Consider the following 16,172-nt stretch of genomic DNA (forward strand, 5'->3'; position numbering starts at 1 on the left):
CGACGGATTAGGGCGAGTTCATGCGGCCAATAGTCTGTGTGGCGGACGACCGGCGCGATTTGGCGCTTCCTTTTCCGAGGGAAGGCAAGGCCCACGGCCCCAGCCTGTCGCGGCTCTCATGGGCGGGTGATCCTGTAGATCAGTAAACCAGCCGAATCCACAAGCTTGGTTGCGGTCTTGTCGAGATAGTCGACAACCCCATCATGATGCTCGATGAACAGCAGGTCCTGCTTGTCGGTGGCGTTCTTGGCCACGCCGAACAGGTCCGCGCCCTGCGCGCGCAGTTCCTCGAGCTGCGCGATCGCAGTGGCGTCATCCGCGACGAATTTCGACCATTCCGCATCGCCTCCGCCAGGCGGGAATACCCAGCCGCGCGCCCTGCTGTAGTAGACTGCGACGGGATCGCCGACCTCGGGGGCGATGGCGACGACGAGATCGCCCGGTTGCGCCAACCGCGCCAGTTCCTCGCCAAGCAGCTTGCCGTTCATGGCGATCGGCTTCTTCATCGTCCTGACGAGCGGCAAGGTCGACCAGGCAAGCGTGAGAGCCACGATGCAGATCGAGCGAAGCATCACCGCCGGCGTTAGAATGGTTCTCGATGCAAGCGTTGCCAGAAGAAGCGCGCCGCGACCGCAGAACATCGCGACCGGCACATGGAAGATGTGGAGATTCCACACATTGCTGGTGATTTCGCCCGCCGCTGCCAGATAGATGATTAGGGCGGCAGCCAGCCACACATAGGGAATGGCCGAAAGGGTGCGTTGCTTCGGGTCTTCGGCGAGGCTGGCCGGCATCCACAAGCCGACCGCGAGCAGCACCATGAACGGATAGCCGTAGAACCACAGGACCGAGGTGTTCCACACGGATTTGAAGTAGAACCTGTCCCTGACATATGTCCAGAAGCCGTAATCCCAGATATAGCCGCCGCTGCCGGCGACATGAAACGGCGGATAGCTGCGGCCGAGATAAATCGCCCAGCTGAAATAAGCGCCGATGATGGCCAGGCTCAAAAGCCCCGACAGGAAGACCCAGGTCGCCTGCTTTCGCTTCTTCTCCAGAATCCAGCAGACCATCAGATAGAAGATGACGGCACCGGCAGCGATGCCTGGTGGCTTTGACAGCACACCGAGCGAGAAGCTGACCGTGGCGAGCGGCAAGAGCCAGCCGCTGCCGCCGGCCCAGTATTTGGCGAACAGCCAGACGCCAAGGGTCACTAAGGCCAGCATCGCGGGATCGGGAAGAAACGAGCTGTCGATCATGATTGCCGCCGGCATCAGCGCGTAGGCAAGTGCCGCCGCGTGGGCACGCATCTCGTCCCAGCAGAGGGCCGTTAGCCTGTGCAACGAAAACACCGTCACGAGACCGAAGAAGGCCGCAACCATGCGGCCGAACCAGTCGTGCCAACCGAAGAGTTGGTAGAGCAGGGCTGTGAGATAGCTGACGATCTGGAACTCGCGGCCCTGATAGCTTGGCCCGGGCCCGGTCCAACTGACTTCCGGAAAGAAGATGTTCCAGCTGCGCTGCTGGAAATTGTCGGCCATCATTGCAGTGCTTATCTCGCGCCAGCTGAAGCCGTCGACCAGCGGCAAGGTGATCTTGTGGAACCTGAAGACGATTGCAATAAACAGGATCCCCAGCAAGATCGCCGTGTTGAGGTAGTTGCCAGCAGCCATGTCCCGGTCGGTCGTCTCCTGCGGGTATTGCTGACCTTCGGCCTGCTTCAATTCCAGGTCGTCTGTCATCTGAAACCCTGTCTTCCGTGACGGCCGAGGCGGCGCGATACGCGCCGGCATCGGATCGTGAGGAAGATTAGGCTGAGCGGGATCTCGCCGCCGACGCGGTCGGCTGCGGAGCTGCTCGTAGGCTTCACCGAGCAGCGGCTCGGACGGCTTGCGGGGCGGCTTTGTCATGATGGCAGTTCATCAGCAAAGCCTTAAAAAGCAATTCACCCAGATTGATTATTGAATTCACGAGAACATAATAAGAACATCGGCGGGGCGGCTGCCAATCTGAAAACTCAGATATGGAGTGCGGAGATGCGCGAGCCGCCGATCAGCGAAGCCGTGGGCATGAGGAGGTGTCGCCTATCACAAGGGCGATATGCACGCCGCTATCGGCGCGCTGCTTGAGGACAGCCGATTGGTGATCTAGCGGGGGACGATAATGAGCGAGCATGTTTCCATGGCGGCCGAACAGCGTTCAACTCCAGCAGCCTAGATCAGTGCTTCGGAGATGCCCCAAGCTTGACAAAAAGACATCCATTGCCGATCTCGATTTGCGTCAGAAGGTCCGCCCTTACCTCTTTGCCAACGACTGCTTTTATGTGCCGCCACTTTTGGCTTTTCGGATGTGCGGGCACCGGTACGCCTTCTCGTAAGAACAGCGTTACTTCAGGAACTTCATCTGATTTGTAGATGCAAATTCTCAACGGCTCACGTCCCTGTTAGCAGTAAATATTGTGCACTGCAAAACAAGAAATGGCAAACATTCATTTGCCGGGTAAGTCACGTTAGGCCGGTGCAAACCCGTGATGCTGAGGCGTACCCTACCGCCCGATGCTGAGGACGGCGTCCGTCGGACGGTCGAGGAGCGCGACGCCGGAGGTTTGGATTTTTTCATATAAGTCGTTGGGCTTCACCGCATCGAGGCGTTCAAGAAACCTTTATGAAGCTCAGGGCTGAACTAACCGTCGTCTCCTCCGGCCCGACCACCGCGATCGAGTCCGAGGACGCAGCGATTGCAGGGGGCAGCCTTGCCAGGATGCGAAAGATCCTCTGGATCTCTCATTTTCAATTCGATGCCCTAGCGTTTCAGGTCGTAGGCCTGGTGCGATGCGCGAAGCTCTGACAAGGTTTTGCCGACACAACTGCCTCCGCCTTCAGCGCCTATTGCCTTTGCCTTGCCGTCGATCGTGATGGTGCCGGCGATCCGGTCGGATGCAGAATAGGTTGCAGTTCCATCTTGAGACACACGCGACAGATAAAAGGCGTGAAAGGTTTCGTGGTATTTGCACTGGATAACCACCGGGAACTGATCAAACGGATTGTCTTGCGCCACAACTGCCGTCATGGGAAAGGCCAACGATATCAAGCCTGCATAGAGCATTTTGCCCGATGTGCCTGATTTCCGGCGAGATGTATGCGTCATCGTCAAAGTCCTTCTTTCGGAGATCGAACCTGCGAATGCTTTGCCGTTAGATCGTGAGGCTGATCAGCGCATCGCGATCGAGAAGGCGAACGATGCGTTGCAGTTTGCCGTTCAGGCAAAGGATACGTTTTTCGCGGAGCTTCGTGAAACAGCGGGCAACGGTTTCGACTGTCAGTCCAAGATAGTCGGCGATATCGCTGCGGGAAATCATCATGTCAAATTCGCAATCGCCTGGATGACGGTCGGCCATTTCGCAGACAAAGGCCGCGACGCGCTTCAGTGCGCTCTGCTCGGTGATGACGAGTTGTTTGTGTTGCGCCTTGGCAAGATTCGTCAAGGCAATGTGCAGAAGATCGATGGGAACGACGGCGTCATGATTGGCGCGAAAGGGCGTGACGCAGGTTTCGCAGACGGCTTCGGCGAAATCGGTGCGTATATCGCCCGTTTCAAGTCCGAACCATTCGCCCTTTCCGTAAAACGACAGAATGTATCTCTGTCCGGCGGCCGTCAGTCTGTAGATCCGCACAGCGCCCGCTTCTACGTGGTAGATCGTAAGCGCGTGTTCGCCTTCGCTGTAGATCGTCTCATCGGCCTTGAGCCTAATCGACTGATCTTTGGTTGTAGCGGCTGCGCCTCCATACCGGTGGCCTCGAGCAGTCGTGTAATTTATTGCGTGATTTTGAAGCATCTGCGTCGCCCCTATCCGCATCGGAGCATAAGCAATTGCCGCGGGACCCGATATTCGAGATACCCCTTACGTATTGCTACGGAAGCCCCGGATTACTCTACGGTGTATAAGGCATTCGCCCTTTGGGGAGAGCGACACGAAAATGTCGTGGGAGGTCGTATGGCATCGGAAGATGGAGGGGAACGCGACTTATCTCAAGATCCGGCAAGTGTGCGCGAGCAGCTTGAACGCATACTCGCAAGCCCGCAATTCCATGCTCCCGAGCGCGGGCGTCGCTTTCTACAGTATATTGTTGAAGAGACGCTTGAAGGGCACAGCGAACGGCTTAAGGCCTATATGATCGCGCAGGTCGTTTTCGGACGCGACGCGTCCTTCGATGCCCAGAATGATCCGGTCGTACGCATAGAGGCCGGCCGTATCCGCCGCGCACTCGAGCGATATTACCTCGTGTGTGGAAGCAACGACCCGATACGTATCACAATTCCCAAAGGAGGCTACGCGACGCGGTTTTCGAGCGGCGAAAACACGTCGATTGCTAGCGAAGTGGCCGCTTCGCAAGATCACGAGAATCCACAAAAACAGACTGGGCAGCAGGGGCCAACGACCTATCGCCATCTTCTGCTGCCGATTGGTGTCCCTGCACTATTCGGGGCAATGGCGATCTTAGCCCTCATTCGCCCCCTCGAATCCTACCTATCACCACCGCAAGCGACCCGGACCCCTGTTGCCTCAACGCCGACGAACAGGATCAGGATTGCTGTCGACCCCCTCGTCGCCCTCGACGGCACGGCGCAGACAGCTAATTTTGCAAAGGGACTGGGCGATCAGCTGATTTCAAAACTCATGGAGGTGCAAAACCTGGTCGTGCTTACTCCAGGCCGCTCCGGCGCGGTAACGAGCGGACCGCATTTCAACCTGCAAGGAAGTGCACTTGTCGAAAGCACGGTCGTGCATCTGCATATCCGCCTGATAGACGGCGCCGACGGGGTAGTCGTCTGGGCAAATCAATATGATCGCGATCTGAGTGGCCAGACCATTCTCGATGTCGAGGACGACATCGCCGTGCAAATCGCGATGGAGATTTCAAAATTTCGCAAGTTTGGCGACGCAGAGCCCTGACCCGTAACTATCTTGGCGTGTTGACAGGAGAAATGACCATTCCCGCGGCGCGCAGGCCGTTGAGGAACAGCTCCTGGTCTTCCGGTCTTTGCAAACGCAGAGAGATCTCCGCATGGACATTGCCCATCATTTCCGGTGCGTGGGTGTTGAGCCATTCCCGTTCCAGTCTGGCTTCATTCGTCTTTCCAGCGGTCCCGAGAATGGACAGCAGCAAGAGATGGTGCATGGGGTTGCCATCGAGATCGGACCGTCGCGACCACTGCTCCGCCGCTTCGATATCGCCTCGCATGAAGGCGCATAAAGCCATGCCAACCTCATAAAAACCTTTAGGTCCGGCGTTCCTGCTGAGAGCGATCGACAGCAATTCGCAACCTGATTGCCATTTTCCTGACATCGCAAGGCGGGAGCCGTATTCGCCTGCAACTTCGACATCGTCTGGATTTGCGGCATAGGCAGAGGTCCCGGCCGTCAGCGCCTTCCCGATATCCCCTCTGAAGAAGCTCACCAGCATCTGAGCCCGAAGCACGCGCGGATTGCCGGGCGCCAGCGATATTGCCCGTTCCACCGCAGCAATCGCCAGTTCGAGGGGCTGGGCTGAAGCTGGCGTGCCGAGTTTGTAGCGAAAACGTATCTCGTCAAGATAGACCATGGACAGGAGGGCCCAAGAGGATGCGTTATCGGGAAAACGCTGGGTTGTCTGTTGCAGGCATTCGCGTGCTTTCCGATGGCTTTGTTCAGTCATGGTCTGCCGGTAGCTGTAATAGATCAAGGTGCAGGCATAGGCGTCCGAGCCGCCATTCTCCGCAGGCCTGGCGATCGTTTCCGTATCGGCTTGGAAGATAGCGCCATAGGGCTGTGCAATCGCGCTGGCGATTTTCCCGGCGACATCGGCTTGAATCACAAGCTTGTTTTGAACATCGAGATTAGCATCATAATTGTCGGCCCATATGACGGCACCATCGGATTGACGCACCAACCTCGCAGCGGCACGCATCCTGCTGCCATCGAGCTGGACATTGCCTTGGAGCGCATAGGCGGCGCCGTCAGCAGGTTCGCCGCGTATCGAGCCGGTAACCACGACGATGTCATCAAACTGAGCGAGTTGGCCGATGACGTCGTCCCTCAGGCCACGCGCGATGTCCGAACCGGCGCCAATGAGGCCGCTTTCGGCAAAAAAATCGACAACCACTTTTGGTTCCGCTGATCCCGGCGGCGGTGCCCGGCTTGAAACATTCCGCGAAACCGAAAGTGCGCCAGCAAGAGCGAGGAGCAGAAGCGCAAGAACGGTGACGAGAGTGGCTCCAAGGCCAAGAGCGACTGGCCTCGCTCTGCGACCTATGTCCGGAAGCGGATCGTCTTGATCATCCAGTCCCCCGGCCGGCGACTTTTCCAGCGTTTTCTCAGATACGGGCTCAGATACGGGGTCGAGCGCATCCTGAGCATATTCGAAATGGGGAACATATCCGCCTTTCGGCACGGTAATGATGACCTCGTCCGCTTGGCCCGCGACAAGGTAGTAGCGCTCGAGGGCTTTTCTTATTCGGCCGGCCTCGATCCGGACGACCGGATCGTTTTGCGGATCGAACGATGCTTCCCGGCCGAAAACCATATTTGCTATCGTAAACGCCTTCAAAAACCCCGATCGACCCGCAAGTGTCTCGTTGACGACAAATTCCAGGAAATTTCGCCCGCGTTTCGGGGTGTGAAATTCCTCGCTCATGAGGATGCGCTCGACTTGCAGGCAGATTTCGTCTGCTGTCGGCTCAAAACTGCGGAAAGTGTTGACCTTTGCGCTTCCCATGACCGCCCCGCCCCCACGACAAGATCGCGCTATTATTTAAGCATCTTCTAACGCATCATATCCTACATGTCTTTGCTTGCAAGGATTGCTTTCCGATCAGCGAAGGTGGGGCAATATGTGGACGGCGGGCGCGCCCCTCTCGATTTCAGATCGCTGTCCGGTCGCGTCAATAGTAATGGCCATCCACATGAGCTCCGTCAGGTTGCGCGCGCCCATTTTTGCCATCACATTGGCACGGTGGACTTCCACCGTCCGCGAACTGATGCCTAGATGATAGGCGATCATCTTGTTCTGCAGGCCGTCAAGCACGCCGATGAGGACTTGGTGTTCGCGGTCCGTGAGTTGACGAAGTCGTGCCGCCACACTTTCGGGATCGGCAATCGCCCTGCCGGGACGTCTTTGTCCCATCGCTCCGTTGATGGCTGCCATCAACGCTTCTTCTTTGAGAGGTTTTTCCAGGAAGTCTGATGCTCCGGCCTTCATCGCCAGAACGGCTGTGGCAACATCGCCCTGGCCGGTGATAACGATCGTCGGAACGTCCGTGTTGAAATCGTGCAAGCGGTGGAGCAGTTCGATGCCGTCGATATGCGGCATGCGGAGGTCGGTAACAAGGCAGTTCCTCCCGGAAAGGGGCAGAAGTTCGAGAAACGCCTTTGCGCAGCTATGCGCGCGAACGGCAAAACCTGCCGATACCAATAGGAATGTCACCGACCGTCTGAGCGACTCCTCGTCGTCAACGAGATGGATCGTGAGGTCGTTTGCCATCGGTTTAGATCTCCGCCAGCGGAAGCGAGAAACAGAGCATCGAACCGCAATCCATCCCCTTGCGCGCAGTTATGCGGCCTCCATGCGCTTCGACAATGCGCTTGGACAAGGCCAGCCCCATGCCGAGGCCGCGCGGTTTACTGGTCACGAAGGGACGGAACAATGCCTCCTCGATCTCGGCTGCGATACCGCAGCCGTTGTCAGACACTTCGACAACGAGATGAGAAGATGTGTCGGATTTGGTTCGGATCGCAATATGGGGCTGATCGACATCGTCGGTTGCCTCGAGGGCATTGCGAACAAGGTTTGTCAACACCTGCACGATCTGGACACGGTCGACAATGACCGTGTCCCACGCCGCTTCGAGGCGGAGATCCGCATGGAGCCCCTTGCGCTGTGATCCCACGAACGCGAGTGTGGTCGCCTCATGGATCAACTCGTGCATCGCTTCCTGTTTTCTTGCGCCAGCGCCGGGCTTTACCAAGTCTCTTATGTTCTGGACGATCGTTCCTGCCCACATAGCATGTTGCGTAATGTCCGATAGGGCTTCGCGAAGCTTCTCGCCGCATCGACGGTGATCATTCATGACGAGGCGTCTGCATCCCTGCGAATAAGCAGCGATTGACGAGAGCGGTTGTGAAAGCTCATGGGCAAGGGTCGATGCCATTTCCCCTAGCGCGGTTATTCTTGCGAGGCGGGCAATCTCGCATTGAAGCTCCTGAACCTGCTGCAATGTCTCGCGCTCGGCGCGGAAGTCCTCGAAAATCGCTGCAGTGAAGCCTTCCTTTGCATCCTGCCCCCTGATGATTGTAAGGGCAGTCGGGAATTGAGCACCGCCTTTGGTGATGGCAAGACCGGCGCGCGCTGCGCCTTGGTCTGCCCAGCGTCCTCTTAGTTGAACATCTGGTGTCGAGCGCCAGACGAAGTCGATCTTGCGGCCGACCAATTCGCTTTCGTCGTAGCCAAACAGGGCGACTGCCGTTTTGTTGCAGGCCGAAATATGATGGCTGTCGGTGATAAAAAACACCGCATCCGGCATGTGTTCGTAGAGCTTCCGGATCCAGTCCATCCTGGGCGCTTCATCTTCCTCGCGGAGCACGCGTGAAGGTTGGCTGCGCCCTAGTATGAACGAGTCCCCTTCGACCATAGTTGAAACGTCAGGACCGTACTCTGCAACATGCGGCGTTTCCATCTTGATGGACATGATGGTCTCCTGCGCTCATCCGAGAAGTTATGCAGTCGCTGGACCGTTTTGCTCGTCGATAATGATGCAAGATTACCACCTTTGAACGGATGAGCGGTGTAGCATCGCGTAGGCTCTATTGTCGTCTTGCGCCCCCCAGCGAGAAGCTCGCGATATCTTGGACTTCCTCATTCCCATTGATCCGGCGCAATGCCCGGGCGTGATTGTTCCGCTACTATGGCAAGCAAATGGGCGGCCGCCCGTTCCAACAAGTGGCTGGTTCAAACTGAAAGCCAAGAAACTGGCGTCTGAAGTCATCGAATGGGTGACACAGACCCGTAATGGCAATCTGACTTTCTATATAGGATGAGCGATTGTCGCACTGACAGGATGTTTTTCCGCCCGTGAAATCGCCATTGATCGCCTCATCGCCGAGTTGGGACAGGCAAGCGTAGTCGCGACAAGTGCAAAGCGCTTGAGGAGTAAGCACGTCGGCCGAGTGCTGGCAAGCCGAGAGGATGTTCTATCCAGTTGATGCTGGTGCATCGTCGTGGAGGATTCGGTGATGTGGCGGTTGATTGTCGAAGCTCCATTCGAAGAGGATATAGAACTCGCCGTCATCGGCGATCAAGGCGTTGATGCCCTGATTTTTCCATGTCGGCGCCTGCCTGATGGTTGGGCGAATGCCATGACCGGTGAACGACTGGAAGTCCACCCCACCCATTGGCGCATATGGCAGATCCATCGAGGCGAAGTTTCACGCCTCCATTGAATGTGCCCAATCGCAGGATGCTGCAGCGCACCTTGTCTGCGATCAATGACATGACCGGCCAAAATCGTTTGATTGTGTTCAAAGAGCCGGCGGCGCGGCCGCTATACGAAAGACCGGGGAGGACCGCATGCGTGGTTTTGGTGTTCATTCCGAGGTTGGAAAGCTGAGAACCGTCATGGTGTGCCGACCGTCTCTGGCACATCAGCGGCTGACGCCTGCAAACTGCCACGATCTGCTTTTTGACGACGTCCTATGGGTCCATGAGGCACAGAAGGATCATTATGATTTTGTCCTGAAAATGCAGGAGAGAGGTGTCGAGGTTTTAGAACTCCACGATATGCTCGGTCAGGCGCTCGCTAACAAGCAGGCGCGAGACTTCATATTGGATCGGCGCATCACCCCGAATGTGCTCGGCTCGCAGATCGCCGAGGCGATGCGGCCATGGCTTGACGAAATGCCGGCCACGCAGCTTGCCGCATTTATGATCGGCGGGATCGCGATTTCCGACCTGCCGGATGTCAAGGCAAAGTCGCTGATGCTCAGCGCCTTGCAGGAAACGGAGTTTGTCATCCCGCCGATTCCCAATACCTTGTTCCAGCGTGATCCGTCCTGCTGGATTTACGGCGGTGTGACCTGCAACCCGATGTTCTGGCCAGCAAGACGCGCCGAGACGCTGATCCAGCGCGCGATCTACAAGTTTCACCCGATCTTTCTCGGGAGCGATTTCCGGATCTGGTGGGGTGATTCAGACGGCCAGTTTGCCAATGCCTCAATGGAGGGTGGCGACGTCATGCCGATCGGGAACGGCACTGTCCTAATCGGCATGGGCGAGCGCACCACCTATCAGGCAGTCGGCCAAGTGGCGCAGGCCCTGTTCAGGGGCAATGCCGTAAAGCGGGTGATCGCCTGTCTGATGCCGAAGAGCCGCGCGGCAATGCATCTCGATACCGTTTTCAGTTTCTGCGATCGCGATGTCGTTACGCTGTTTGCCGAGGTTGTCGATCAGATCCGCTGCTACAGCATGTATCCCAAGGATGATGAGGGCACATTCGAGATTCATCCCGAAAATCGCCCGATGCTCGACGTCGTCAGCGAAGCGCTCGATTTGCCGCAGCTGCGCATAGTCGAGACCGGCGGCAATTCCTATCAGGCCGAACGAGAACAATGGGACGACGGCAACAATGTCGTTGCGCTCGAGCCCGGCGTGGTCGTCGCTTACGACCGCAACACGTACACGAATACGCTTCTGCGCAAAGCAGGCGTTGAGGTCATCACCATTCGCGGCTCCGAACTCGGCCGCGGCCGCGGCGGCGGGCACTGCATGACATGCCCGATATGGCGCGACCCCGCATACTGACACATCGCATCCACGAAACAGCCTCGACGGAGCAAGACAATGAGCTTCAATCTGCGCAATCGTTCACTTCTGACCGTGCAGGACTACACCCCGCGGGAATTCCGATACCTTCTCGATCTCGCCCGCGACCTCAAGCGCGCCAAATATGCCCGCACCGAGCAAGAGCACCTGAAAGGCAAGGAAATCTGTCTGATTTTCGAGAAAACCTCCACGCGCACCAGATGCGCCTTCGAAGTTGCCTGTTCGGATCAGGGCGCCAACGTGACCTATCTTGATCCGTCCGGTTCGCAGATCGGGCACAAGGAATCCTTCAAGGACACTGCCCGCGTTCTCGGCCGCATGTTTGATGCCATCGAATATCGCGGAGCTGCGCAGCAGGGCGTGGAGACACTCGCCCGTTTTGCAGGCGTGCCGGTCTATAACGGTCTGACGGATGAATACCATCCAACGCAGATGCTGGCCGACGTGATGACCATGCGCGAGCACAGCGACAAGCCGATTGCGGACATCAAGTATGCCTATGTGGGCGACACGCGCTCGAACATGGGGCACTCGCTGCTGATCGTCGGGTGCCTGGTGGGAATGGATGTGCGCATCTGCGGCCCGAAATCGCTCTGGCCGTCCCGGGAGTACATGAAAATCGCCGAGGACCTGAAGGAGAAATCCGGTGCGCGCCTGCTCGTTACCGACGACCCCAAGGAGGCCGTGCAAGGTGTCGATTTCATTCACACGGATGTCTGGGTCTCGATGGGCGAGCCGAAGGACGTCTGGCGCGAACGCATCAAATTGTTGACGCCTTACCAGGTCAACGACGCCTTGATGAAGGCAACGGGCAATTTTCAGACGAAGTTCATGCATTGCCTGCCGGCATACCACGATACCGAGACGACGTTGGGCAAGCAGATTGCCGAGGACTACGGCATGAGCAACGGCCTCGAAGTGACCAATGACGTCTTCGAGTCCGAAGCCAATATCGCCTTCGAGCAGGCCGAAAACCGCCTGCACACAATCAAGGCGCTGCTTGTCGCCACTCTGGGAGACTAAAATGCGTGTGGTTATTGCGCTTGGCGGCAATGCCCTTCTCCGGCGTGGAGAGGCCATGACCGCGGATGTCCAGCGGCGGAATGCGCGCATCGCTGCGGAAGCGATCGCGCCGTTGGCGGCCGAACATGAGTTGATCATAACCCACGGCAACGGGCCTCAGGTCGGGCTGCTCGCGCTTCAGGGCGCGGCCTACAAGCCTGACGAGGCCTATCCGCTCGATGTGCTGGGGGCGGAAACCGAGGGCATGATCGGCTACATGCTGGAACAAGAACTCGGCAATTTGCTGCCGTTCGAGCAGCCACTGGCAACGCTTCTGACGATGGTCGAGGTCGATGCCGACGATCCGGGCTTCAGCAACCCGACCAAGTTCGTCGGCCCGATCTATGAGAAGGCGGATGCCGAGCGCATCCGCACGGAGAAGGGCTGGGTGTTCAAGCAGGATGGTGAAAAGTGGCGGCGTGTGGTCGCATCACCGCTGCCGAAGCGCATCTTTGAGGTCCGTCCGGTGCGGTGGCTGCTGGAGCAGCGGACGATCGTCATTTGTGCCGGCGGCGGTGGTATCCCGACGATGTACGAAAAAGGCAGCGACCGGAAGCTCATCGGCGTCGAAGCCGTGATCGACAAGGATTTGTGCTCAGAACTTTTGGCGCGCGAACTTGATGCCGACCTCCTCATCCTGGCAACAGACGCCCAGGCCGTCTGCACGGACTGGGGCAAGCCGTCTCAGAAGTCCATCCATAAAGCCCGGCCTGACGATCTCAGGCAATTTTCCTTCCCGGCCGGTTCGATGGGCCCGAAGGTCGATGCCGCCTGCCATTTTGCTCAGGCCAGCGGAAAGAGCACGGCAATCGGCGCCCTGGCGGATATAGCTGCCATGGTGCGCGGCGAGCGCGGAACGATCATCAGCAGTGGTTTCACCGGCCTGAGCTGGTACGCTTGAGGGCGACGCAGGTTTCAATGTGAAATTATCAGGATACGGCCGGGTGTGTCGCAGCACCCGCTGCCGTTTCTTCACTGTCCACCTGCATGGCGGACGTGTTTCTTCTCTGCCAGACGTAAACCGGGATCCCAAGCATGAGCAGAACGAGACCATAGAGGACCGGCTCGGCGCCGGACCCATAGAGCGTGAATATCGCGAAAATGAAGGCGATGAGCTCGATTGCGGTGACGCGCGGCATTCGTCGCTCCTTGGTCACACCGGCTGCTACAAGGCTTCCGGCCAGCGAGCAGAAGGCATAGGGGACGACGGCAGTCATGGTGCTCAGCCCGACCATGAGCCGATAGACCGCAGCAAAACCCTCCGACCCGAAAGCTTGAACGAGCACCAGCATGGTCGCAAATGATGCCGAGACAATCATGCCAACCGCCGGGACGCCCCGGCTCGAGAGCCGTGCGAACAGGGGAGGGAAGAGCCCGTCCCGGGCAGCAGCCATCGGAACCTGCCCCATCAGCAGCGTCCAGCCGTTCAGGGCGCCGATCGATGACAGCAAGACTGCGACCGATATTGCCAGTTCCCCGCCGCGCCCCCACATGATCCCCGCAGCTTCGGAAAACGGCGCGACGGAATGCACGAGCTGTTCCCGGGGCACGACACCAAGGACGACGATGGTGCCCAGCACATAAAGAGCCGCAGCGATGGAAATTCCGAGAACGGTCGAGCGGGGAATGGTTCGTCTCGCGTCCCGAACATCGCCAGCGGGAACTGTTGCTGATTCCAGCCCGAGATAAGCAAACATGGTCAGCGGCGCCAAGGCCGCGACCGACTTTAGCAGCGGCTGGCCGCTGGGGTTGAACTCCGCGAAATGGGAGGTGTCGATGAAGAGAAGACCGATGATAGCGACAGCGCCAAAGGGCATGAGCTTGGCATAGGTGGTAACCTGCGCAAACAGGGCCGCCGCATGAACGCCGCGAAGATTGACCAGCACGATCGCCCATATCACCCCAAGCGTCAGCAATGTCGCTGCGAGGCGGTTGGCAAAAGCGGGAACGAGATCGATCATCACGCCGGCGAAGGCGATGGCGATCACGGGAAGCGATGTCCAAATGGAAATCCAGTAGCCCCAGGCAATGAGGAAGCCGGCAAAATCGCCGTAGGCCAGCCGTGTGTAGGCGTAGGGGCCACCGACAGCCGGCACGAGACTGGCAAGCCGCGCGAATGTGAGGCCGAGACAGATCGCGCCGGCTCCCATGACGATCCAGACGACGATGGCGAGATTGCCGTAGGGCGCTACTGCGGCCGGCGAGAGATAGAAGCCCGAACCCACCATGTTTCCGACCACGATGGCAGTACAGGCGGCCAGTCCGAGGCTCTTGCCATTCGGAGTTGTCATGAAGTCTCCTCCCGCGAAGGCCGGTGCTCATGGCTCCGTTGGACCGCCATTGCCCAGCGCGATCTTCCCTCCAAAGACTTGGCGCTGCAATCCGGTTCAATGCGTAGTCGACGAGCGTTGCGCACGTTCCGGATAAGGATCACCCCGGTCGACGATCTGGCGCAGCCCGTCTCCCTTAAATTCCTCGCTGAAACTGGATTGTCAGTCGGCCACCTTGCCTCATTGTAAGAGGAAGGTGTCCGTAAATCACGTAACTATTCAGGGTGTTTGCTCGAACACTATTGATCACACTCAATGCGAGGCTCTTGGGCATAAGATATCTTGCGACTGAGGATCATTTTGTTCTTGGGAGTTAGAACGATGAAAATGGCCATGATCATTGGGATTGTCGCATTGACTGCTGCCGGTATCGTTCCGGTTCAAGCCCAGCAGGATCGACGCGAATACCGAAGAATGAACTGGAGTGAGAGTTTGCCTGAGGCGGTGCGGACCTATCATAGCAAAAGGTTCACGATTGTAAGCTACAGAATCGCAGATTTTTCAGAGACTGGCGCACACCCTCGGGCGGGGAGTGCGGAGCATGTCGCAGCCATCAGAGCCGCAGTTCGGTCGAACAAATGGCTTGTGGCGCAGCTCAAGGCCAAAAAGCTCACGCCAAATGATATTGAGTGGGTAACGCGAGCGCGCAATGGCAACATGACTTTCTATGTGGAATAACCGAAATCTGCGCCGGCCATGCCTCCAAATGTCGAGCCGGGGCAGATCGCCCCGGCTCTCATGATGTTCAGGCAATGATCGCGAGATTGCCGCAGGGCGCGATCGCGGCCCGCCATTCGACGAGGTTGTCACGAAGCCTCCGGGGCTTCCTCCCCAGTGTCTATAGCTCCTTCGGACAGTCATTCCAGGGCGCGAACCTCCATCCAAAGAATAGAAAATCCGGTTCACTCCGTAGTCGGCGATTGTCTCGAATGCCTTCACGATTGGCGCGGACACGCTAGAGTGAGCGCGAGGCGTGTGGGCTGCGCGGGAGGTGGCGATGTGGAACGAACAAGGGTTTCTACGCATTTCGATTGCGGCCACCATCGTGATTGCCGCGCTCGGCATCATCTTCGGCATCCTTTCAGGCTCGTTCTCCATCGCCTTTGATGGGGTCTATTCGCTGGCTGACGCTGCAATGACCGGGCTTGCGCTGTCGGTTTCGAGCCTGATCGTGAAATCGGCGCAGCGCGATGCGCTGTCGCGCAGAGTTCACAACCGCTTCACCATGGGTTTCTGGCACCTTGAGCCGATCGTCCTCATGCTCAACGGCTGCGTGCTGATGACGGTCGCGGTCTACGCGCTGATCAATGCGATTATCAGCATCCTCAATGGCGGACACGAACTCCGTTTCGGCATTGCCATCGCATATTCCGCCACGACGGTGCTCATCTGTGTCGTCATGGCCATCATCGGCATCAGGCTGAACCGCAAACTGAAATCCGATTTCATCTCACTCGATATCAAGGCCTGGATCATGTCGGGCGGTATCTCGTTCGCCCTGCTCATAGCATTTCTGATTGGCTTCGCCGTGCAGCCGACGCCCGTCGCTTGGGTTGCCAAGTACATGGATCCCTTCGTGCTGGCCCTGGTCTGCCTTGTAATGATCCCGCTGCCGATCGGCACGGTCTGGAAGGCACTGACCGAAGTCCTGTTGATTGCACCTGTCGAGCTCAAGGATCATGTCGATCATGTCGCCTCAGAAACGGTTCGCCGTCTCGGCTTCCTTTCCTACCGCGCCTATGTCGCCCGCGTCGGTCGAGCGACGCAGATAGAGCTCTACTTCATCGTGCCCGAGGGACTTCCTGCGAAGACGGTCGAGGAATGGGATGCGCTTCGCGACGAAATCGGTGCCGCAATCGGGGATGAAAGCGCAAACCGCTGGCTCACCATCGCCTTTACCGCCGATGCGGAATGGGCCGAATAGTTC

15 protein-coding genes are annotated in these 16,172 nt (G+C 58.0%); 7 read left to right on the forward strand and 8 right to left on the reverse strand.

What is annotated here, in order from left to right; all coding sequences use genetic code 11:
* Positions 1-116 precede the first annotated feature (116 nt).
* The 3 genes from AB8B31_RS28945 to AB8B31_RS28955 all read right to left on the reverse strand — a co-directional run bounded on the left by AB8B31_RS28945 (position 117) and on the right by AB8B31_RS28955 (position 3,835).
* Positions 117-1,742, reverse strand: coding sequence for an ArnT family glycosyltransferase (locus AB8B31_RS28945; protein WP_018245790.1), 1,626 nt, complete (start codon positions 1,740-1,742; stop codon positions 117-119).
* Between the two features lie 1,060 nt (positions 1,743-2,802).
* On the reverse strand, positions 2,803-3,105 hold the full coding sequence (locus AB8B31_RS28950) for a hypothetical protein (RefSeq protein ID WP_018245789.1): 303 nt from the start codon (positions 3,103-3,105) through the stop codon (positions 2,803-2,805).
* Positions 3,106-3,193: 88 nt separating this feature from the next.
* Complete coding sequence (locus tag AB8B31_RS28955) at positions 3,194-3,835, reverse strand: helix-turn-helix domain-containing protein (RefSeq protein ID WP_018245788.1); 642 nt, start codon at positions 3,833-3,835, stop codon at positions 3,194-3,196.
* Positions 3,836-3,994: 159 nt separating this feature from the next.
* Between AB8B31_RS28955 and AB8B31_RS28960 the strand changes: the two genes are divergently transcribed.
* Positions 3,995-4,954 carry a membrane protein gene (locus AB8B31_RS28960; RefSeq protein WP_018245787.1) on the forward strand — a complete coding sequence of 320 codons (960 nt, stop codon included), beginning with the start codon at positions 3,995-3,997 and terminating at the stop codon, positions 4,952-4,954.
* 7 nt (positions 4,955-4,961) lie between these two features.
* On the opposite strand, the gene AB8B31_RS28965 is transcribed toward AB8B31_RS28960, so the two are convergent.
* The 3 genes from AB8B31_RS28965 to AB8B31_RS28975 form a co-directional block, all read right to left on the reverse strand.
* Positions 4,962-6,755 carry a membrane protein gene (locus tag AB8B31_RS28965; RefSeq protein ID WP_018245786.1) on the reverse strand — a complete coding sequence of 598 codons (1,794 nt, stop codon included), beginning with the start codon at positions 6,753-6,755 and terminating at the stop codon, positions 4,962-4,964.
* Positions 6,756-6,851: 96 nt separating this feature from the next.
* A complete protein-coding gene (locus AB8B31_RS28970) occupies positions 6,852-7,520 on the reverse strand; it encodes a response regulator transcription factor (protein ID WP_018245785.1) in 669 nt (222 codons plus the stop codon).
* Positions 7,521-7,524: 4 nt separating this feature from the next.
* Entirely contained in the window at positions 7,525-8,724 is a 1,200-nt protein-coding gene (locus AB8B31_RS28975; RefSeq protein ID WP_018245784.1) for a sensor histidine kinase, read from the reverse strand.
* Between the two features lie 157 nt (positions 8,725-8,881).
* Between AB8B31_RS28975 and AB8B31_RS28980 the strand changes: the two genes are divergently transcribed.
* Positions 8,882-9,073: a hypothetical protein gene (locus AB8B31_RS28980; protein ID WP_163925754.1), complete on the forward strand. Its 192-nt coding sequence runs from the start codon at positions 8,882-8,884 to the stop codon at positions 9,071-9,073.
* A gap of 153 nt (positions 9,074-9,226) precedes the next feature.
* On the opposite strand, the gene AB8B31_RS28985 is transcribed toward AB8B31_RS28980, so the two are convergent.
* Positions 9,227-9,448, reverse strand: coding sequence for a hypothetical protein (locus tag AB8B31_RS28985; protein ID WP_018245783.1), 222 nt, complete (start codon positions 9,446-9,448; stop codon positions 9,227-9,229).
* Positions 9,449-9,602: 154 nt separating this feature from the next.
* On the opposite strand from AB8B31_RS28985, the gene arcA reads away from it, so the two are divergent.
* The 3 genes from arcA to arcC are packed head-to-tail and all read left to right on the forward strand — an operon-like array spanning position 9,603 to position 12,816.
* Positions 9,603-10,832 carry an arginine deiminase gene (gene arcA / locus AB8B31_RS28990; RefSeq protein ID WP_018516608.1) on the forward strand — a complete coding sequence of 410 codons (1,230 nt, stop codon included), beginning with the start codon at positions 9,603-9,605 and terminating at the stop codon, positions 10,830-10,832.
* Positions 10,833-10,871: 39 nt separating this feature from the next.
* Positions 10,872-11,876, forward strand: a complete 1,005-nt coding sequence (locus tag AB8B31_RS28995; protein ID WP_018245781.1) for an ornithine carbamoyltransferase — start codon at positions 10,872-10,874, stop codon at positions 11,874-11,876.
* Between the two features lies 1 nt (position 11,877).
* The gene (gene arcC, locus AB8B31_RS29000) at positions 11,878-12,816 is read left to right on the forward strand and encodes a carbamate kinase (protein ID WP_018245780.1); all 939 of its coding nucleotides are present in this window, start codon (positions 11,878-11,880) and stop codon (positions 12,814-12,816) included.
* A 28-nt stretch (positions 12,817-12,844) separates the two neighbouring features.
* Here arcC and AB8B31_RS29005 read toward each other — a convergent pair whose 3' ends face one another.
* Positions 12,845-14,206, reverse strand: coding sequence for an amino acid permease (locus AB8B31_RS29005; RefSeq protein WP_018245779.1), 1,362 nt, complete (start codon positions 14,204-14,206; stop codon positions 12,845-12,847).
* Between the two features lie 360 nt (positions 14,207-14,566).
* Between AB8B31_RS29005 and AB8B31_RS29010 the strand changes: the two genes are divergently transcribed.
* A complete protein-coding gene (locus tag AB8B31_RS29010; protein ID WP_370090923.1) occupies positions 14,567-14,923 on the forward strand; it encodes a hypothetical protein in 357 nt (118 codons plus the stop codon).
* A gap of 319 nt (positions 14,924-15,242) precedes the next feature.
* A complete protein-coding gene (locus AB8B31_RS29015) occupies positions 15,243-16,169 on the forward strand; it encodes a cation diffusion facilitator family transporter (protein WP_018245777.1) in 927 nt (308 codons plus the stop codon).
* The last annotated feature ends 3 nt before the right edge of the window (positions 16,170-16,172 follow it).

The organism is Rhizobium sp. 62_C5_N11_2 (assembly GCF_051811185.1).
In the GTDB taxonomy this organism is placed as follows: Bacteria; Pseudomonadota; Alphaproteobacteria; order Rhizobiales; family Rhizobiaceae; genus Rhizobium; species Rhizobium leguminosarum.

Excerpts from the sequence above, each read along its gene's own strand:
- AB8B31_RS28985 (WP_018245783.1), bottom strand. The coding sequence starts at position 9,448 with ATGGATCTGCCATATGCGCCAATGGGTGGGGTGGACTTCCAGTCGTTC.
- AB8B31_RS28945 (WP_018245790.1), bottom strand. The coding sequence starts at position 1,742 with ATGACAGACGACCTGGAATTGAAGCAGGCCGAAGGTCAGCAATACCCG.
- AB8B31_RS28955 (WP_018245788.1), bottom strand. The coding sequence starts at position 3,835 with ATGCTTCAAAATCACGCAATAAATTACACGACTGCTCGAGGCCACCGG.
- AB8B31_RS28960 (WP_018245787.1), top strand. The coding sequence starts at position 3,995 with ATGGCATCGGAAGATGGAGGGGAACGCGACTTATCTCAAGATCCGGCA.
- AB8B31_RS29015 (WP_018245777.1), top strand. The coding sequence starts at position 15,243 with ATGTGGAACGAACAAGGGTTTCTACGCATTTCGATTGCGGCCACCATC.
- AB8B31_RS29005 (WP_018245779.1), bottom strand. The coding sequence starts at position 14,206 with ATGACAACTCCGAATGGCAAGAGCCTCGGACTGGCCGCCTGTACTGCC.
- AB8B31_RS28995 (WP_018245781.1), top strand. The coding sequence starts at position 10,872 with ATGAGCTTCAATCTGCGCAATCGTTCACTTCTGACCGTGCAGGACTAC.
- arcC (WP_018245780.1), top strand. The coding sequence starts at position 11,878 with ATGCGTGTGGTTATTGCGCTTGGCGGCAATGCCCTTCTCCGGCGTGGA.
- AB8B31_RS28970 (WP_018245785.1), bottom strand. The coding sequence starts at position 7,520 with ATGGCAAACGACCTCACGATCCATCTCGTTGACGACGAGGAGTCGCTC.
- arcA (WP_018516608.1), top strand. The coding sequence starts at position 9,603 with ATGCGTGGTTTTGGTGTTCATTCCGAGGTTGGAAAGCTGAGAACCGTC.
- AB8B31_RS29010 (WP_370090923.1), top strand. The coding sequence starts at position 14,567 with ATGAAAATGGCCATGATCATTGGGATTGTCGCATTGACTGCTGCCGGT.
- AB8B31_RS28950 (WP_018245789.1), bottom strand. The coding sequence starts at position 3,105 with ATGCTCTATGCAGGCTTGATATCGTTGGCCTTTCCCATGACGGCAGTT.
- AB8B31_RS28975 (WP_018245784.1), bottom strand. The coding sequence starts at position 8,724 with ATGTCCATCAAGATGGAAACGCCGCATGTTGCAGAGTACGGTCCTGAC.
- AB8B31_RS28965 (WP_018245786.1), bottom strand. The coding sequence starts at position 6,755 with ATGGGAAGCGCAAAGGTCAACACTTTCCGCAGTTTTGAGCCGACAGCA.